This is a genomic window from Neokomagataea anthophila, assembly GCF_018122595.1.
Classification (GTDB): domain Bacteria; phylum Pseudomonadota; class Alphaproteobacteria; order Acetobacterales; family Acetobacteraceae; genus Gluconobacter; species Gluconobacter anthophilus.
The window spans coordinates 338,400-358,100 of sequence record NZ_JAGRQH010000002.1; the positions used below are offsets into that span (position 1 = coordinate 338,400).

General features: G+C 56.8%; 13 protein-coding genes. 11 read left to right on the forward strand and 2 right to left on the reverse strand.

The genetic code is table 11. From position 1 onward, the window contains the following. Positions 1-7 precede the first annotated feature (7 nt). A complete protein-coding gene (locus KB213_RS04450; protein WP_249110217.1) occupies positions 8-4,249 on the reverse strand; it encodes a translocation/assembly module TamB domain-containing protein in 4,242 nt (1,413 codons plus the stop codon). Beyond that, positions 4,213-6,210 carry an autotransporter assembly complex protein TamA gene (locus KB213_RS04455; protein WP_211680958.1) on the reverse strand — a complete coding sequence of 666 codons (1,998 nt, stop codon included), beginning with the start codon at positions 6,208-6,210 and terminating at the stop codon, positions 4,213-4,215. The genes KB213_RS04450 and KB213_RS04455 overlap by 37 nt, the downstream gene beginning before the upstream one ends. 385 nt (positions 6,211-6,595) lie before the next feature. Here KB213_RS04455 and KB213_RS04460 point away from each other — a divergent pair, with 385 nt between their 5' ends. The 11 genes from KB213_RS04460 to KB213_RS04510 all read left to right on the forward strand — a co-directional run bounded on the left by KB213_RS04460 (position 6,596) and on the right by KB213_RS04510 (position 19,672). Beyond that, positions 6,596-7,582: a lysophospholipid acyltransferase family protein gene (locus tag KB213_RS04460; protein ID WP_211680807.1), complete on the forward strand. Its 987-nt coding sequence runs from the start codon at positions 6,596-6,598 to the stop codon at positions 7,580-7,582. A gap of 331 nt (positions 7,583-7,913) precedes the next feature. After that, positions 7,914-9,317 (forward strand): tRNA (N6-isopentenyl adenosine(37)-C2)-methylthiotransferase MiaB, encoded by a 1,404-nt coding sequence (miaB, locus tag KB213_RS04465; RefSeq protein WP_249110219.1) that lies wholly within the window; start codon positions 7,914-7,916, stop codon positions 9,315-9,317. Next, entirely contained in the window at positions 9,311-10,549 is a 1,239-nt protein-coding gene (locus KB213_RS04470) for a PhoH family protein (protein WP_408903713.1), read from the forward strand. Before miaB ends, KB213_RS04470 begins: the two co-directional genes overlap by 7 nt. Next, positions 10,518-11,006, forward strand: coding sequence for an rRNA maturation RNase YbeY (gene ybeY / locus KB213_RS04475; protein WP_211680808.1), 489 nt, complete (start codon positions 10,518-10,520; stop codon positions 11,004-11,006). The genes KB213_RS04470 and ybeY overlap by 32 nt, the downstream gene beginning before the upstream one ends. Then, entirely contained in the window at positions 11,003-11,950 is a 948-nt protein-coding gene (locus KB213_RS04480; RefSeq protein ID WP_211680809.1) for a hemolysin family protein, read from the forward strand. The genes ybeY and KB213_RS04480 overlap by 4 nt, the downstream gene beginning before the upstream one ends. A 174-nt stretch (positions 11,951-12,124) precedes the next feature. Then, positions 12,125-12,760: a thioredoxin domain-containing protein gene (locus KB213_RS04485; RefSeq protein WP_211680810.1), complete on the forward strand. Its 636-nt coding sequence runs from the start codon at positions 12,125-12,127 to the stop codon at positions 12,758-12,760. Position 12,761: 1 nt separating this feature from the next. Further along, positions 12,762-13,400, forward strand: coding sequence for a thioredoxin domain-containing protein (locus KB213_RS04490; RefSeq protein WP_211680811.1), 639 nt, complete (start codon positions 12,762-12,764; stop codon positions 13,398-13,400). Between the two features lie 27 nt (positions 13,401-13,427). Next, a complete protein-coding gene (locus tag KB213_RS04495) occupies positions 13,428-17,981 on the forward strand; it encodes an AAA family ATPase (protein WP_211680812.1) in 4,554 nt (1,517 codons plus the stop codon). Positions 17,982-18,056: 75 nt separating this feature from the next. Next, positions 18,057-18,791, forward strand: a complete 735-nt coding sequence (locus KB213_RS04500; RefSeq protein WP_211680813.1) for a metallophosphoesterase — start codon at positions 18,057-18,059, stop codon at positions 18,789-18,791. A 21-nt stretch (positions 18,792-18,812) separates the two neighbouring features. Further along, the gene (locus KB213_RS04505) at positions 18,813-19,139 is read left to right on the forward strand and encodes a chorismate mutase (protein ID WP_211680814.1); all 327 of its coding nucleotides are present in this window, start codon (positions 18,813-18,815) and stop codon (positions 19,137-19,139) included. After that, positions 19,136-19,672 (forward strand): SixA phosphatase family protein, encoded by a 537-nt coding sequence (locus KB213_RS04510; protein WP_211680815.1) that lies wholly within the window; start codon positions 19,136-19,138, stop codon positions 19,670-19,672. Before KB213_RS04505 ends, KB213_RS04510 begins: the two co-directional genes overlap by 4 nt. Positions 19,673-19,701 lie beyond the last annotated feature (29 nt).

The window sequence follows — 19,701 nt, forward strand, 5'->3', positions numbered from 1 at the left end:
ACCACACTCAATAATCATACCCATAAGACAACCCCACGCTGGACCCAGGGTCATTCTCCGGCGTGGTAAAGCCTGTTACCTGTCCACCGGTACCAACCGTCGTGTTGAGCTTCAAGCGCTTGGTCAAATCCACCTGAACCTGCGCCTGCGTACCCGTACCAGACATAGCCTGCTTGGCCCCAACATAGACGCCTTTCATGACATATTTTCCGGCCTCAACACTTGTGCCACCATTATTCACACCACCACCGCCACCAATCGCCAAACGGTCTAAGCCCAGAGCATTGCGGACCTTTGCCATGGGGTCGAAAGAGGACCCACCCGCAAGCTGAGCCACCGCAGCGCCAAGCTCCGCCAGCTGCATTGTGGACAGTGAATGTGAATCCGTACCGAACAACAAAATGGCCAAAACTTCATCACGTGGCTGATGCGGTACGGACGTGAAGTCCAGCTTCGGCGCACTCGCATACCCACTCACCAACAATGAAGCCAGCGTGCCCTTCGCGTTGCGGTCCGCACGGAAATCCAAGGTCGGATCCAAACGATGATTAACGCCCGCGCCATTAAAGCCCACACGTCCATGCGTAAACGTCAGATTGATCCCCGCAAGGTTGAAGTTCCCTCGCCGCAAGTCAAATCCACCCGTTACAACAGGCGCCGTGCTCACACCGCCTACATGCAAATTACCAGCCATCTCCGCATCAAGCCCATGGCCACGCACCAAGAACTGCCCCGGTGAATTCACATCAATACCCAACCCAATCACCAGCGCACTCGTCGCTTGCGTGACTTTTTGGCCCGGACGAATGACATCAAGCTGCGGCACAGAAGCTGGCAAGGAATCTGGGATATTCACCGTCACAGCCGGCAAACCAATATGCCCATCCACATCCAAACGTGTCTTCGCCTGCCCATGAATCCGCAAATTGGTATTAATCGTTGCCGTGATGAGATCACTCGAAATCGGCGTCGCGTTTTGGGACAAAATCGCCAATTCAACCGGCAAACCCGGCCGGAAAACGCCCACGGATCCATCCACCGCAATCGTTCCCTGCCCAGCATGCGCCAGAATATGCTGAATATTCAACGTATCACCCGCAGCCACAACCGTACCGTTAATCCCGCTCAGAGACACACCCTGAGCATAGCTGTTAAAGCTCACATTTTGAACATGCACCGTACCACTGGCACGCGGTTGCTGGGCCGTCCCCGCAATATGCATATCCAGCCCCACCTGCCCGTGGGTCTCCATGCCTTGCGCACCCAATACGGCATTCGCAATATCAAGATCTACATGCCCCTTTGTGGCTAGAGCGAGCGCACCTGTTGGAGAAAGCGGCACCGTACCATTCGCTGTCAGCCCAATACGTGACCCCGCATCAAACCGCGTATCGATCCGCGCTGTTTTCCCTACCAAAACAGCATTCGCTTGCACATTTGCCGCTGGCAAAGACGCTGCTGGTCCCGTTGCCATATGAAGCCCCTGCGCCATCACCGCCACTGTTCCGCTTGGCTCTGCCAGCGTCCCCGTCACATGCGCTTTAGCCGAAATCACACCACGAGCATTCAAATCCGGCGCAAACGGCTTAGCCAATGCTGGCGTCAGATGATCTAACGTCGCGTCCAAAGCCAAGCGCGGCTTGATCTCACCACGCACATCCAAAACAGCAGGAGCCACACCAGCCGGTGCAACCGTCATGTGCAAATGATCAACGCCCATACGTTCACCAAAGCGGATCAGCGACGTCCCCGAAACCGCAAGGCGCTCTCCCTTGGCCAAAGCCTCAAGACGCATCAACTGCACGCTCTTATCCGGCACATTCAACCGCGCAACCGTGTTCAAAGACGCAGGCGCACCCATGACGTTTTGGAAGGCACCTGAGGCTTTAATATCCAGCGCCGTTTGCGGCCCTTGCACCGTTGCCTTCAAGCCACCCGTCATATCTCCGGCCGCCTGATGCACACGCAAACCGACTAAGTTTAACGCCAAATTCGGGATCGGCGTCCCTGTTGGATCATCCACAAAGCCATTTAACGTCAGCGTCCGTACCGTCGCCTGCGGTGCAGAGAGTGCACCATCCAAACCGAGCGTAACGCGTGCAGGCGCATTGGCAGCTTCCGTCGTATGCAGTGCTAACACCACATGCCCACCAATATTTTGTCCCGTAATCCGTCGAAAATCGGCAAGGTTCCGTACGGCAAGGTCCAGATCTCCCAGCGGCACTTTCGCACCAGCGGGCAAGCGCAAAGCACCCTTACCGCTCACACTATTCCAGCCCAAACGATCAAGCGTGACGTAGAACGTACCCGCATCATCACGCCGCACCTGCGTATCCAACGCAAATGGCGCACGGTCTAACGTCCCATGGCCTAAAATATGCGCTTGCGGATGGGCCGGAAGATGCTGCGCTTCCACATCCAAGGCCACCGGCCCTACGGGAACATCATTCGCACCAATATCGCCTGCCAACCCCGCCTTAACGGCAAAATCAGCCAACGGCCCGTTCACATCGGCCTTTACATCCGTATGCCCATGCAATGCCGGGGCCACCTGCCCCAAATCTGGCAAACCTAACGCCAAATGCGCATTTAGCGTCTTGGCGGCATCAGCCCCTAACGCACCATCCAACAAGACATGCAGAGCACGCCCATCCAACCCAACATGCTTCAGCGTCACGCCACGCGCTGTTGATTGGCTTACATCAAAGGCAAACCGCCCATCATGCCCAATCAGGTGCAGCGCTTGGGGTTGTCCCCCGGCAATATCAAGCGTGCCTTGCCCTTGAACATGCACATCATCTTGCGCCGTTTTGGGCAAAGCAAGATCTGCCTCAAGCCCGGCTTTCCCCGCTAAATCCACATGGCCCAGCCGAGCCAAAGGTGCCAAATCCGGTAAAGACGCCACAATATGCGCCTGCACCGCCGGGTCCAGTGCAGCCTTCACACCCACCGTAAATAACGGATGCGTCACATGCACATCCACCGGGCGGCCTTGCGCGAAAGGATGCGCCATCACATCGGCATCTAAGGGTGCGCCCGCCAGCAGCGTTGGGTCCGCTCCCGGTATCCGCAAACCCAAAATATGCGCGGTTAAATGCGCGAAGCTCTGCGCCTGATCGGCATTCTCCTGCCCATCAAAATGCATGGAGAGATGATCCACACCCGCTCCTGCCGCAGAAAGCGCATCAACTTCCAAAACACCTTGCCCAGAAGGCCCCTTAAATGGCCCATGCAACACAGTATCCAGCGCAATACTATTCCACCCTATACCGGGGCGTAATGTCATGGCTGGCGCATTACCCTTCACATGAAGGTTCAACCGGTTCGCGAGCAAATCGAGCGTTCCTGTCGCATCCAACTGCGCAGGTCCTGCCGCTGCATGCGTCACTAACGCTGCCGCATCACGCGGTCCATCCAGCCCAATGGATACCGTCAGCGGCTCTAAAACCGACAGCCCAGCGATGGTCTGGAGCGCACCCCCCACCTCTTCATGCGCGTTCACATGCAGCTTAATCTGCCGCGCAGGCGTTCCCAGCGTGAATTCAACCTGACCCGGTGCATCCAAACGCGTGACCTTCAAGCCCGCATCCACAACTGGCAGGTTCTGCACACTTAACCCGCCCCCCACAGGGGCCAGCGTGTCCACACGCATATGGCCGTGCACATCAAAGGCCATCTCATGCCCCGTAAAGGCCGCACCCAGCACAATCCGATCAACCGCAAGCTGGTCCAGTTGCACACCCCAATTCGGCAGCCCGCCGGAGGAAGACGCCGATTGGTCCGCCTGCACTTTTGTCGTGTCAGATACTGGCGCACGTCGCACCTGAATCTGCCCGATCCGCACAGCATCCACATGAAGCGTCTTATGCAACAAACTCAGCGGAGACCAATGAACATCAAAATGGTCCAGTGCGAGCCAAACCCCCTGCTTATCCCGCACATCCAGATGATCAAACGCCAAGCTTAACGGCAACGTCCCGGACAACCCCGACAACGTCACCATCCCACCCGACAGTGGCGTAATCTTACGCTCTAAAAGCCTCTTTCCAGCACCTGTATTAATGCCCACCAGCACAATAACCAGCGCCAAAATTACAACGCCCAGCGCGCCACCAAACAACCACGCACACAGCTTGGCCACACGCCGCAAAATTGAGCGTTTCACAGTTTTCTTCCCTTGGGCAACATTCTGCTGTTCATGATACTGCACCATCAGAATGTCTCCCCAAGGCCAAGATACAACTCCCATTTATCCCCTTGCGCGGGCCGATTAACGGGCAGCGCAACATCCACACGCACCGGGCCAATGGGCGTGAAATAGCGCACCCCAGCGCCATACCCCACGCGTAACGTTCCTTGCCCCGGCCGTGAGCCCGTACCCACCTGCCCTGCATCCATAAAGGCCGCAAAACCTAGATTTTTGGGCAAACGCTGGCGGAACTCTACCGCCCCCGCATCCATTGAGGTGCCACCAATCGCATATTTCGTGTTGCCATATTGCGGCCCCACACCTTGATAACGGAAACCTCGGATCGTTGCAGGACCACCCGCATAAAGCCGCTGATCTGGCGGTATCTGATAGGTTGATGCCCCCTGAACGGACCCCACAATCCCGCGCACGGCCAGCACAGAGCTCCCCGGCTTAGTCAGACCCAAGCGCGCAAAGTCAAAATACGTCGAAGCCTGCGCCGTCAAAATCGTGAAGAACGACGTATTGCTTTCTAACGACACCGATGGCGTCGCCGTCAAAGATGCCCGAATACCATGTGTGGCCGGGTCAATCGGGTTCACCAGCTCAGTGCTGTCATACGTTGCTGAGAGTGGAGCCGAAACAATGAAATAATGCCGCGTATCACCAAATTGCTGAATCTGCTCCTGCATCCCCATCAACCCAGCCGATACAAACCAGTATTTCCCCAAATGCCGCCCCAAACCAGCACGCGCCAAAAACGCCGTCTGCCGATACGAGTATAAAAGCTGGCGGATGGCCTCAACCCGCAGGCTCAACGTCTGATCACGCCGCAAAAAATCGGGCTTGTTGAAATCCGCATACACATCATAGCCAAGCCCCTGCTGAGCTGACCCACCCAGCCCCGTCACGAGCGCGGTCAACTTCAACTGCTCCGCTGCCCCTAACAGATTATGATGCGTCCAACTGACACCCGCACGTCCACCAAGATCGGTCGAATAACCCGCTTGTGCGGACAGCGTGTGCCGCTTGCCTTCCGTAAAATCAAAATCAATCGGCATTGCCTGCGCCACACCTTGCACGCGGCTCACACCACTACCCAACGTCACAATTGGCGGTGCGTCATGCACCTGCACCGTTGAGAAAACACCTGTACTCGCCAAGTCTTGCCGAGCAGCTTCAATGGTGGACGGGCGATACAAATCCCCTTCATGCAACGTCAAACGCCGACGCAAAAATGAATCCCGCACATGCGTCAAACCATCAAACGCAATCGGCCCGATCACCACTTTGGGGCCACGCTCTACATGGAACACAATATCCAGCGTTTGACTCTGCGGCTTCAAATACGCCACCGGCGTTGAAACAGACGCCGTCGCATAACCTTCTTCTTGCAAAAACGTCAGCAAATTACCCTGCGCGGCAAGAACGGTTGCGGCTTGTGCTGGCTGCCCACTCACCAGCCCAAATGCCTTTTGCTCACCATCCGTCAGTGCCACAGCAGCACTCGGCTGCTGCGCTTTCACCAATGGCGTTTTTGAGGATCTCACCTGCTGCACAGCATTGACCGCCGTCTGCCCTGCGACAACCGATACAGGTGCCACAACCGACACTTGGCCTAAACGAAACTGCACACCCAAAACCGGAGCAATCGTTACTTTGACATTGCCCTTGGCACCGGCCGCTTTCAGCACGTCAGGCAATTGCGGGTTTTGACCGTCCAATGCTTGCCCCGCGACATTCACCGTAATCGTCACACGGCCCGCGTAAAACCCTTGAGACTCCAACGCGGTATTTACCCGGTCATAATCCGCCCGAATACGCCCAGACAGCGCATACGGCCCCACCGCCTGCGTCGTTTGCAACGTCTTTAATTGAGAGGATGCCGCAACTGCACTATCCACCGCAGCATTACCCGTTGAGCTCAAAGAGACTTTATACGGCACCGCCACACCACCCTGCACAGCAGGCGTGGAAGAGAGTGGCTGCACAGTCGTCGCTTTTGATGCCTCCGCTGCCATAAGCTGTATGGGTGCAATACCAACACCACACGCCAAAGCCGAGCTCAGAGCACAACGTATAAAACCAACATGAAAGATACGACCTGACGCCACCGATTAGCCCTGCTCTCACTTAAAAGACAAACACATAGCCCGCAGCCAAAATGACCACGGCCACGACCACGACAACCACCCTCAACACAGCATCATACCCCTCACATGGTACAATACAGTTTGGCACATTCGTTCATGAACTTACGACAAAGCTCAGTGTCAAGAGCGCAAGAAGCCGCACTTCGTTTTCTGCTCCTTCATAAAAATGCAAAAAGAATCCTCGAAAAAAGCCCCCCAAATCGCTTGAGAATGGATTGTATGTTCGGCTTGAAGACCTTATCAATCAAAAGCGATGGCTTACCGTAACGCAGGGCAACACACCCGCCGCCGCTCCAACTCACGCCCAATCTTGAGCGAGGAAGAACTCCACGCTTCGCACGGCGTGACAACGCGCACATCACGTGTCAGCCGTAGTTGCTGCGCGGCGCGCCTTGTCTTCATTTTGGTTTTCACCTTCTGGATGGGATGCATACAATCCCTCCTCATCCGCCTGCCTGGCAGCGCCAAAATACACTTAGCGCGCCGCTACTGGGCCGGTGTCTCACGTATTCTTGGGCTACACGTCCGTGTTGTAGGCCAACCTGCTGGCGGCATCCGTACGGCCAAAGACGTCAAAAATGGCCAGCGTCCCGTCGTTTACGTTGCCAACCATACGTCATGGCTTGATATCGCAACAATGGGCGGCGTCATTCCCACCGTGTTCGTGGCTAAAGGTGAAGTCAGCGGCTGGCCCCTCATCGGCACCGTCTCCCGCCTCGGCCGGAGTATCTTCGTCAGTCGCAACCGCCAAAATACAGGCCGTGAACTCGAAGATATGTCACAACGCCTGTGGAATGGGGATGACATCATGCTCTTCCCAGAAGGCACCTCCACAGACGGCACACGTGTTCTCCCTTTCCTCTCATCCTTCTTTGCCATCGCAAAGCCGGGACGACTGGAACAAGCAGGCATGGCAACACCTCCGCCAGTCCTCATCCAGCCCGTCTCCTTAGTATATGACCGCCTCGAGGGCTTGCCCGTCGGCCTTATGCGCCGCAAAGTCTTCTCATGGTTTGGGGATATGGACCTCGCCCCTCATGTCTGGGCATTTGGACAATGGCGCACAATGCGCGCCACGGTTCTCTTCCATCCCCCCCTAGACCCTGAAAAGTTTCGCTCCCGCAAAGTCCTCGCACGTGAGGCCTATAATATCGTCGAAAACGGTGCGACGGAAATTCGCCGCGGCCGCGTAGGCCGTGCACCGGGTGGAGAAGCTGTCATCGGCGAGAATCGTCCGTGACACGCAGCAGTACGTTACGAACACACTCCCGCAACGTTTTTACAAAACGGGTGAAGTTTGCCTTGACTCATCCCCCCTCCTCCCGTCAGTCTCATGCTTGAAAACGGCGCAATACTGCGGCCCCTGCGGCAAAGGTGACCCCGATTCAGGCCTGTGCATCACCCTCTTTTTTCGTACGCAAGAAGCGCTATGAACAGGATGAAGCCTTGATCGAAAGCGCTTCGCCCACCATAACGCCGCAGACTTGCATGTTCCACGCACCACGCCCTCACAGCGCCGCTTGGACCTTCAACATGCACAAGCCTGTTTTCACCTTTTCTGGACCACGATCTTGAGCGCCGAGCTGACCTCCACTCCTTCTGCCACCCGCCCCCGTCAGGGCCTGCACGTCATTACGTGGGGCTGCCAGATGAATGTCTATGACAGCGCCCGCATGTCTGACGTTCTACGCCCCCTTGGCTATGCACCGGTGGAAACCGCAGAAGATGCCGATATGGTCATCCTCAACACGTGCCATATCCGTGAACGTGCAACAGAAAAGGTCTTCTCAGAACTCGGCCGTCTACGCAAAATCCGTGACGAACGGATGCAAGACGGCAAAAGCCGCACAGTCATCGCAGTAGCAGGCTGCGTGGCTCAAGCCGCAGGGGAAGAAATCCTCTCCCGCGCCCCTTATGTCGATCTGGTGCTTGGCCCACAAACCTATCACCGCTTGCCTGAAATGGTCGCCCGCGCATCCCGCGCCGGCGGCGCTGTCATTGATACAGACTTCCCAACAGAACAGAAGTTTGACTTCCTGCCAGAGCAAGCCGCACCACAAAGCACCGGCAACCTTACCGCCTTCCTGACCATCCAAGAAGGCTGCGATAAATTCTGCTCTTTCTGCGTTGTGCCTTATACGCGCGGCGCTGAAAGCAGCCGTCCAGTTTCTTCAGTCGTGGCGGAAGCACGCCGCATGGTCGCATCGGGCGTCCGTGAAATCACCCTACTGGGCCAGAACGTCAACGCCTATCACGGCCTAGACGACCAAGGCCGCAGCACCACATTGGCGGAACTCGCAGCACTGCTGGCGGACATCCCCGGCTTGGCCCGCATCCGCTACAGCACGTCCCACCCGCGCGATGTCGAACAAACATTGATCGACGCGCACCGGGACATCCCAGCCCTCATGCCTTTCCTGCACCTTCCGGTCCAGAGTGGTTCAGACCGCGTGCTAAAGGCTATGAATCGTGGCCATACCGCCGATGAATACAGAGAGAGCATCCGCCTCCTCCGTAAGGCACGCCCAGACCTTGCCCTATCCTCCGACTTCATCGTCGGCCACCCGGGCGAAACCGAGCAAGACTTCCAAGACACCATGCAGCTGATTCGTGATATCGGCTTTGCAAGTGCCTATAGCTTCAAATATTCCCCACGCCCCGGCACCCCGGCCGCAGGCCAACCCCTGCAAGTGGCAGAAGACATCAAAGACCGGCGCTTGGCGGAGCTTCAGGCCCTGCTGCGTGAACAGCAGGATGCCTTCAATGAATCGCTGGTCGGCACGGTTCAGGATGTGCTGATCACCGGGCTTGGCCGCAAGCCAGGCCAACTCGCAGGACGTTCCCCGTACCTGCAACCCATCCATTTTGACGGCCCCGCTGAACTCATTGGCCAGATCGTCAAAGTGTCCATCACCATCCGCCGCACGAACTCGCTCGGTGGCGTCCTGATCCGGGAGACAGCCCTCGCTTGCTGAACACCTCACCGTCCCGCTCCGCCGCCCCTATGTCTGAGCCACAGGCAAACCCTGCCGGCCATGGGGGAAATACCCGCACCATAGCCCTGCGTTTTAACGACAACATCCTGCTACAGCGCCTTTTAGGTGACCATGACCGTCACCTCGTGCGCCTTGAAGCGGGTTTTGATGTCCGCCTCTCCTGCCGCGGCAACAAGATTGCCATTACAGGAGAAGACGAAGCCGTAAGCCGTGCTCAAGCAGCAATCATCGCCCTTTATAATCACCTAGAGGGCGGTGCGCAGATTGATGGTGCCCAGATTGACGGGATCATCCGCCTGACCGCACTCCCTAGCCGTCAGGACAAGCCCCGCACCAATTATGGCGAGGCACCTGCTCCTACAGCCGAGCATAAACAGCACGAACGCCCACGCCACCAGCGCAACCACCCGCAGCAGCGCCACAACGGGCAACAGCGCCATAATAACGCGCCGCCACAAGCTGCTAATGCGCCATTTGGTGATCTGCCTGCCATCCGAACAAAGCGCGGCGTCATTGCCCCACGCTCACACGGACAGGCTGCTTATATGGAGATGCTCGGGCGTACCGACCTCGTCTTCGGCATTGGCCCCGCAGGTACGGGAAAAACCTATCTTGCCGTAGCCCAAGGCGTGAGCATGCTACTAGCCGGACAGGTTGACCGTATCATTCTCTCACGCCCCGCGGTTGAAGCTGGTGAAAAACTCGGTTTCCTACCGGGTGACATGCGTGAGAAGATCGACCCCTATCTTCGCCCGCTTTATGATGCTCTGCATGATATGATGCCGGGTGACCAAGTCGTACGCCGCATGGGCACGGGCGAAATTGAAGTCGCCCCCCTCGCTTTCATGCGTGGCCGTACACTAGCACACTCATACGTCATTTTGGATGAAGCCCAGAACACGACGCCAGCACAAATGAAAATGTTCCTCACCCGCATGGGTGAAGGCACACGCATGGCCGTGACGGGTGACCTCAGCCAGATCGACCTTCCGGGCGGTGTATCCTCCGGATTACGAGAAGCCGTCGAAACCCTTGATGGTCTCAAGGGAATTGGCGTAACTCATTTCTCCTCACAAGACGTTGTGCGTCACCCCTTGGTGGCGCGCATCGTTGATGCCTATGAACAGAAAGCGCCAGCCACCCGTGACAATGTCCGGGACCGACTGCGCCGGGAAAGCAATGGAACCTCCAAGTCCCCACGCCGCTACTGATATTATCATCGAAGACGCCCGATGGCGGGCGGCAGTACGCGATGCAGAACGCACCATATGGCGCGCGCTCGCGGCTGTCGCCCGGCAGGGTGGACCCGACTTCAGCAGCGGCCCCGCTCCTTCTATCCTCCTTTCAAGTGATCGTGTGGTCAAAAGGCTCAATGCGCGTTTCCGTAACCGCAATAAGCCAACCAATGTCCTGACCTTCACGGCTATGGCCCCGGGCCATGGCGGTGACATCATTCTGGGCTTTGAAACCGTCGCTCGAGAGGCACATGCCGCAGGGCGCTCCATGCGTGCGCATCTGTCACATTTGGTGATGCACGGCGCCCTCCACCTTGATGGCCATGACCACCACCACCCCGGCGAAGCACGGGCGATGGAGAGCCTTGAAAGCAAAGCACTACGCTCTCTTGGCTTCGGTGACCCATGGAAGAACGGAGGAGCACGCCAATGACGGATGATCAAACAGAGCGCTCTTCGGATGACAGCAAACGCAACGGACAAAGAAGCGGCCTGTTCAACATCTTCAGCCGCCGCGGACGTGATCAAGGACTGCGTGACTCCATCGCCACCCTCGTTCATGAAGCCGCACAGCCAGCAGACGATTCAGACATAGAGCCCGAGCTTGATCGGCAAGAGCGGTCATTGATCCTCAATGTGCTGCGTCTGCGTGATATTACGGCGGATGACGTCATGATCCCTCGCGCAGATATCATTGCCATGGCTGAGCATATCTCGCTGGAAGATGCCCTTGCTCTGATGCGGCAAGAAAACCATTCCCGCATGCCCGTTTATCGCGGGCAGTTGGATGATATTGCAGGCATGATCCACGTGAAAGACTTGGTCGCTTACGTGGATGACCCCGCTGCGTTCGACATTCGTCCTCTGCTACGTCAGCCCTTAATGATCGCGCCGACCATCCCCGTGCTCGATCTCTTGCTGCAAATGCGTCAACGCCGCGTTCATATGGCACTCGTGATTGACGAATATGGCAGTATTGATGGCCTCGTCACGATTGAAGACCTCATTGAGACTATCGTAGGCGATATCGCTGACGAACATGATGACCCCGTCACAGCATTATGGACCGAACGCCCTGACGGCTCATTTGATCTGGATGCTCGCCTCCCTGTTGAAGAACTCGAAGCACGTTTAGGCGCGATCCTGACCGATGCTGAGCGTGAATCCGAAATTGAAACCGTGGGCGGCCTTGTGTTCCGCTTGGCTGAACATGTCCCCGCACGTGATGAGATTTTGACCCATGAAAGCGGGTTAGAGTTCCGTGTTCTGGATGCGGACGCGCGCCATATTCGCTCTTTGCGCATGCGTGTTCCAGAAGGCTGGGAACACCGCCCCATGCCCGAACGTCATCCAACTGAGGATGACCGCAGCGCGTAAATAAAACCACCCCTCCAGCGCCAGAAGGCCGCGTTGGGGGGGGGACAGCCCAAGCTGTGATCAGCTAGGGGCTTGACGCACAGGGGGCAGCGTGTGCCATTGACAGGCATCTAAAGTTGCTTACGGCCCCTCACTTACCCTGCGGGTCTTTTTCGGCAAGGGAACTACTGTCTTATGTCCTTCGGTCGCCGCGCTTTTTTATCTACTCTTCCGGCCAGTGCTGTTGCACTCGGGCTAAGCGCCAATTTTGCTCATGCTGACACCCCCCTGCCAGCCAATGACCCGCGCCTTGCCCCACGCTTTTTAGGCCGTCCAGATGCCCCCATCCATGTGGATGAGTGGTTTTCCATGACATGTACCCATTGCGGCCATTTCGCAGAGACTGTCTTTCCAGAAGTTAAAGCCAAGCTGATCGACACCGGTAAAATCTGCTATCGCTTCCATGACTTCCCGTTGGATCAATTGGCCCTTCTTGGCGCCATGGTTGCCCGCTCCCTCCCCGCAGACCGTTATTTCCCTTTCACGGATGATCTTCTGCGCACCCAAATGCAATGGGCCTTCGCACGTGATGTGGACCCTATTGCTGAGCTCAAAAAACATGCCGCTCTGGCCGGTTTATCGGCTGCTGAGGTCGATGCCATTAACGCGGATGAAACCTTCCGCCAAGCAATCGTGGCACGCCAAGATAAAGACCAATCTTTCCTAGGTATTTCTGGCACACCCTACTTCCGCATCAATAATACTCCAGCGGACAGCTCAATCGGCTTAAGCTATGATGCCTTCACAGCTGCTCTCGCAAAGGCGCATTGATATGACCCATTCTCCTGCTCTAACCCGCCGCTTCCTCCTAGGCGCAGCACCTGCCGCTACACTCTTGGGCGCGACTGCACGTGCACAAACCACCAGCGCACCAAATCTTCTGGCGCAGCGTATGAGCCCACGAATCATTGGCAACCCGAATGCCAAAGTTCTTGTGCAAGAATGGTTCTCTCTGACGTGCACCCACTGCGCACATTTCGCGACGGAAGAATTCCCCGAAATCAAAGCCAAGCTGATCGATACCGGTAAAATCCGCTATCAATTCCATGATTTCACTGGAGACCAAGTCGGCCTCACAGCCGCCATGATCGCCCGTGCGCTGCCTGAAGAGCGCTATGTTCCTTTCTTGGAAGCGCTGTTCTCTAGCCAAATGCAATGGGCCTTTAGCCGCGATGGTGACCCCATTGACCGCCTGAAGCAAATCTCGGCCCTCGCCGGTATTTCCTCCAGCGAATTTGACGCGATCCATAACGACATGGGCTACATGCAAGCCGTGTTCGAACAGGTCAAAAAAGACGCAGACACTTATAACATTACGGGCACGCCCTATTTCCGCTTTAACAACACAGCGTATAGTCAAGATCCCGAAACCTATGACAAATTTGCCGACCTCGTCGCCAAAGCGTCTTAACTGATTTGAAAACCCACACCGCACCGCATGGCTTCATCTGACACGACGATCAGCCGCCTCACCATCGGCGGCTTCAAAAGCTTTGCGGATGAAGTGCGGGTTGACATCCTCCCGGGGCTGACCGGCATTGTCGGCCCCAATGGTTGCGGCAAATCCAACGTCGTTGAAGCTCTGCGTTGGGCAATGGGAGAAGCATCCGCCCGCGCCCTACGAGGAGGCGAGTTGGATGACCTCATTTTTGCTGGCACCAATGCCCGCGCTGCGCGGAATCTCGCGCAAGTCACCCTTCATATTACCAATGCGCGCGGCCTTGCTCCCGCTCCATTCCATGAGGCTGATGAGCTTGAAGTCACGCGCAAGGCCGAGCGCGGGTCTGGCAGCGAATACCGCATCAATGGGCGTGTTATCCGCGCACGTGATGTACAAACCCTCTTCGCGGACCTCGCCTCCGGCGCACGCAGTTCCGCCATTGTCAGCCAAAACCGTGTTGGGCTGCTCATTGCTGCCAAACCCGAAGAACGACGCCTCCTCTTGGAAGAGGCCGCTGGCATCACCGGACTCCACGCCCGCCGCCATGATGCTGAACTGAAACTCCGCCAAACCGAAGCCAACCTTGCTCGCGCAGAAGATTTGCGCCTCCAGCTTGAAGAGCGGCTGGAGCAACTCTCTGAACAATCCGGCCAAGCCAAGATTTACCGTGAACTCTCCGAGCAAATTCGTACGTTCGAAGAGCAGTTGCATTGCCTGCTTCATGCCCGTGCCAATCGCGCCGTACAACGCAGCCGCGATGACCTTGCCCGTGCCAAAGAAACCTTAAAACAAGCCGAACAAGAACTCGAAAAAGCGCAGATTGCGGAATTTCAAACTAGAGCCGCTTTGCCCGCAGCCCGTAAAGCCTGCGAAGATGCTCGCTCCACCGTTGAAAACCTCCGCCTTGAAGCCGAGACAGCACGTCACAACCTCAACCGTGCACGTGAGACCGCAGCCAGCGCGACTGAACGTTTACAAACAGCCGAAGCAGACCTCACCGCTCTCACCATCCGCTTTCAAGACAGCCAAAACACCGAGCACGAAACCCGCGAAGCCCTCGCCGCCTACGAAAACGAACGCCAAAAAGCACCAACGGAACATGCTGCTTTATCTGCGGACGTCACCCGCCTCATGGCAGAAGAAAACGCTCAACAACGCGCTTACGATACCGCCCAGCGGCATTATGACCTTGAAAGCGTACAACAAGACGCTGCACGCACTGCACTCTCAGCCCTGACGACACAATTAGAGCAAGAACACCACACGCTAAACAACGCTGAACAAGAACGCGCAGAGTTGCAGAAACAATGCAAGAATGGCCCTCCGCTCGAAACCTTACAACACCGCGTAAATGAAGCCGTCACCGCTGCAGAGACCGCTCGTCACGCAGAACACACGACCCGCCAAGCCGCACAAGACGCACGCCTGACCCGCGAACAAGCGTCCCGCGCGGTCCAAGATGCACGCCAACAAGAAAGCACGTTCCAAAAAACCTTACACGACCTTCAACAACGCCACGTCACCACTCAGCAACGTTTGACCCAAGACCAAGCCGCCCACCATGACGCCGTTTCTGCACAACTCACCCCCGAACAAAAAGCGCAATTAGCAACCACGCTCGAACAGGCAAAAGCGGCCCTCTCAACACACCAAGCCGCCGAAAATAGCGCCAATATGGCTCTCGACACACTTAATGCCCGCTGGGTCCAAGCCTGCGCAGCATCCGAGGCCGGAGCACAACGCTATACAGCCCTCAGGCGTGCTCTTGATGACGCACAAACACACTATGAACACAGCCAAAAACGCCACGTCGAAGCAGAACAACACGTTGCCCACTGCCGCACGGAGCAGCCTGACCCCACGCTGCTTGAGCAAGCCACGCACGCCGTTCACACTTACGAGCAAACCCTCACATCACTGGAAGAGCGCCTTTCTCACGCTGAAACCGCCCTTACAACCGCCCACAAAACGACTGAAGATGCCCAAACAACCGAGCGTATGGCCGAGGCATCTTTACTTAAAAAACGAAGCCAAGCCGAAGGCCTCGCTCAAAGCCTCAAAGACACAACCCAAGAGCCTCATCCTCTTATTGATGCGCTATCCGTCCCCAGCCACCTCACTCATGCTGTTGCAGCGGCCCTAGCAGATGGGATCGACGCATCCCTCGCCTCAGACGATATTCCCGCCACACGCCGCTGGCGCCTCCTACCACAAGCCTCTTTTGATACAACCGACACAACACCACTCCACACAACACTCGCCAGCCTCACCCCACTCAGCGCACTGCTCACCTGCCCTGACGCTACGCGCCGCTGCTTTGACCATATTCTTCTCCTGCCAAATGACGCAGATGGCCCCAGCCTCCAAGCACACCTCCACCCCGGGCACTCTCTCGTCACCACAAAAGGTGCATTATGGCGCTGGGACGGATATCATCGTGCAGCCTCAACACAAGACCAAAGCGCCGTCTTGCTCGAACGTCGTCGTAACCTCACCGCCCTAAAAAAAGAGATCACGGCAGAGGAAGCGTGCCTTCCCGCGTTGCAAGCACAAACTCATACAGCACAAACAGCACTTAAAACCGCGTCAGACACTCTCACAGCCCTACGCGGCCAACGCAGCATAGAAGAACATGCCCTTAGCCAAGCCAGAACAACTTTAGCCCAACACACCCAACTCAGTACCCGCGCTACAGATCGCCTCGAAACTGCCTTACAAAAGAATGAAGACACCGCGCGCATCCTTCAAGCAGCACACTCACGCCTAAACGCCGCGCAAACCGCCTATCAGAACCAAAAACCACCAGAACACCTCAAAGCCGCAGCCGATGCGCTCGCACAGGACGTTCAAACCGCTCAAGCCACACTCAACACATGCCGCCAAAACCGCAACAACGCCCAGACCGACCTCGAGCACACACAGCATACGCGTGACCAAGCATTCCTGCGCCACCGTGCTGCCGAAGACCAAATGCAGCGCCTCACAGACAGCATCACCCGTACTCAAAACGACCTGACGGCCCTGACAAAAGCGCTGGACCTCCATCAGGCAACACCACGTCCAGATATTACGGCTCTAGAAGACGCTGCTATACACGCCGAAGCACACCAAAAAAACGCGCAAAAAACGGCACAAGACGCGGCACTGCACGCATCCTCATCACACGCTATTGCCCAAACCATCCGTGCAGAATTCAGCACGCGGGAACATATCATCACCACCGCTTCAGCCCGCCTCGCGGTCTTAACGCCCCATGCAATGCAACTCCGCAGCACATACACACGCTTACAAAGCGAACACGCTGCCCAAAGCACAGCCTTAACGCAGCGACCAGATCTTGCCGCACTCGCCAACGCACAAGACGCGGCCCTCATCGCACTCACTGCGACAAAAGACGCACATCATCAAGCGCGAGAGGCCCTCACAGCACACACACATGATGCCGTGCGCCGCGAAAGCGCCATCACCGCTCTACATACCCGCCTGCAAGACATCACCCACCAAATCCAAACCACAGCAGAACAACACACCACCCTCACCGAACGCGTCACCGCACTCCGCGCAGAACACACTAGCGCCCTTGAAGAACCGGACCTCATCGCCCACAACTTAAAAAAACGCGAAGAGGCCCTGCACCACGCAGAAGCGCTCTTAGAAGCGGCTCGCTTGCATGAAACTGCTGCTGAAGAGAAAGCCCACACCTCCCAAGACCGACTTCGCCAACTTGAACACACGCTCTCTGAAGGCCGCGCAACACTTGCGCGCTTAAGCGAACGTGCCGAACAAGCTGCCGCAGCGCACGCAAAACTCCATGCTGAGAGCGAAGCCCCAGACCCACGCACACCCTACCCACAAGACCTTTCCGAAACCGCCGAAACAACAACCCGCCGCCGCCTCACCCGCCTAACGCGTGAACGTGAAGCCCTCGGCCCGGTCAACTTACGTGCCGATTTAGAGTATGAAGAAGCCCGCACGACGGCAGAAACCATCGCCCGTGAACACGCCGAACTCACACACGCCATTGCTCGCCTACGCGGTGCCATCGGCAGTATCAATAAAGAGGGGCGTGAGCGCCTCACCGCCGTTTTCGCCATGGTGGACCAACATTTTCAGTCACTCTTTGCCCGCATGTTCGGCGGTGGACGTGCCCATCTTGGCCTTGTCGGGAGTGATGACCCCCTTGAAGCAGGCCTCGAAATCTTCGCGCAACCACCGGGAAAAAAACTCTCAACCTTGTCGCTGCTCTCCGGCGGTGAACAAGCTCTCACGGCCCTCTCACTGATCTTCGCAACATTTCGCTGCAACCCTGCCCCTATTTGCGTCCTCGACGAGGTCGATGCCCCATTGGATGACGCCAATGTCGAACGCTTCTGCACGCTACTCACAGATATGACGAAAGAAGCCGGCACGCGCTTCCTCGTCGTCACACATCATCAACTCACGATGGCCTATATGGACCGCCTCTACGGCGTCACCATGCAAGAACGAGGTGTGAGCCGTGTACTCTCCGTTGACCTTAAACGAGCCTCCGCCATGATTGACGGAGCATAATCTTCTGCCACAACGTCATTTTCCGCATCGAAATTTGACGCTGCTGCGTTTAAGTCCTTTGATACTCACTTAACCATGAAAGAGCCCATCATTTTCGACACCCTGCCCTTCACCCCCGAAGCTCTCGCTCGAATCCAAGATCATGGGATTCGCGTGGTGGGAGACGTGCATGGTGATCTCAACGCTTTTCAACACGCCGCGCGTACAGATCGGTTTGTTCTGCAATTAGGGGACCTCGTCGACCACGGGCCAGATAGCGTCGGCGTCATGGAACTGATGCTGGATTTATTGGAGCAGCAGCGCGGCCTCTTTATCCTCGGCAATCATGACCGAAAACTGGGTCGCGCCTTAGAAGGGCGCCGCCTCCGCCGTGATCCACCGCTAGAAGATACACTCCAAGCCTTCAGCCGCCCCGAAAACGCGACGTTGCGTGAACAGACGTACACCGCCATTGCCGCCGCCCCGGCATGGATACGCTTCGGCCGCTCACTCTTCGTCCATGGCGGCTTCCATACCGCCATGCTCATGGAGCCTCCACCGCCCGGACTGGGCGATATGTCGGCGCCGCTCTCCCGTGCCCTTTTTGGTGAAACCACAGGCCGCCTTCAGCCTGATGGCTACCCAGAACGCCGCCTAACATGGATTAACCGTATCCCCGCAGGCATGACTGTCTATGTCGGGCATGACCGCCGCTCCACCGATGGCCGCCCATGGCACCGCACCGGACGCCTTGGCGGCACAGCAATCTTCACAGATCTTGGTGCAGGAAAAGGCGGACACCTCGCTTGGATTGACCTCAACTCACCCTAATTTTTGTCGGAGGCCCACCGCATGACAACAGACCATAACGCCGCCCTGACGGAACTCGAAGGCTTACGCGCCAGTATCGATAATATTGATGCGGCTCTTATTCACATGCTGGCCGAACGCTTCCGCTGCACTCAAGCCGTCGGAGAGCTCAAAGCCCGCGCATCATTCCCTGCTGCTGATCCTGCCCGTGAAGCCCGCCAAATTACGCGCCTGCGTGAACTCGCGCATAACGCGCATCTTGATCCCAATTTTGCTGAAAAATTCCTTGCCTTCGTTGTCAAAGAAGTCATCCGCCATCACGAAGCCATTGCGGCCCAAAGCAATACACCAGCAAAGCCCAACGTATGATCCGGCATCTCCTTCTTCTCCGCCACGCTGAAGCAGGCCCTTACGCCCAAACGGAAGAAGGAGACCGTGCCCGCGCACTCACCGCACGCGGCATTCAACAGGCAACCCAAACAGGGGCAATACTCAACGCGCTGTCCTCACACCATGCGCTCGACTGGTCCGACCACCGTGCGCGCATCATATGCAGCCCATCCACCCGCACACGACAAACCGCCGAAATTTCTCTTCAGCATAGTGCCATACACCACCCACCCATCACCTTTATAGATAGCCTCTACAGCGCAACAGATCAGCATTTACTCGATACGATCCAAACGGTTGATGAACCTATCTCAACCCTAATGCTCATCGGGCACAACCCGGCCATCAGTTCACTCGTACATACACTCTGCGGCTCAACCCTTCCGGACAGCGCCAGCGAAATCCTCATGGCAGGGTATCCCCCGTCCAGCCTGTCACTCTTTTCCACACAAGAAACATGGTACGCTCTGCGCCCCTCTCTTATGTCTTTTCTGAGCGCCCATAGCGCATAACACCATAGACATGTCACAGAAGGGCTCTG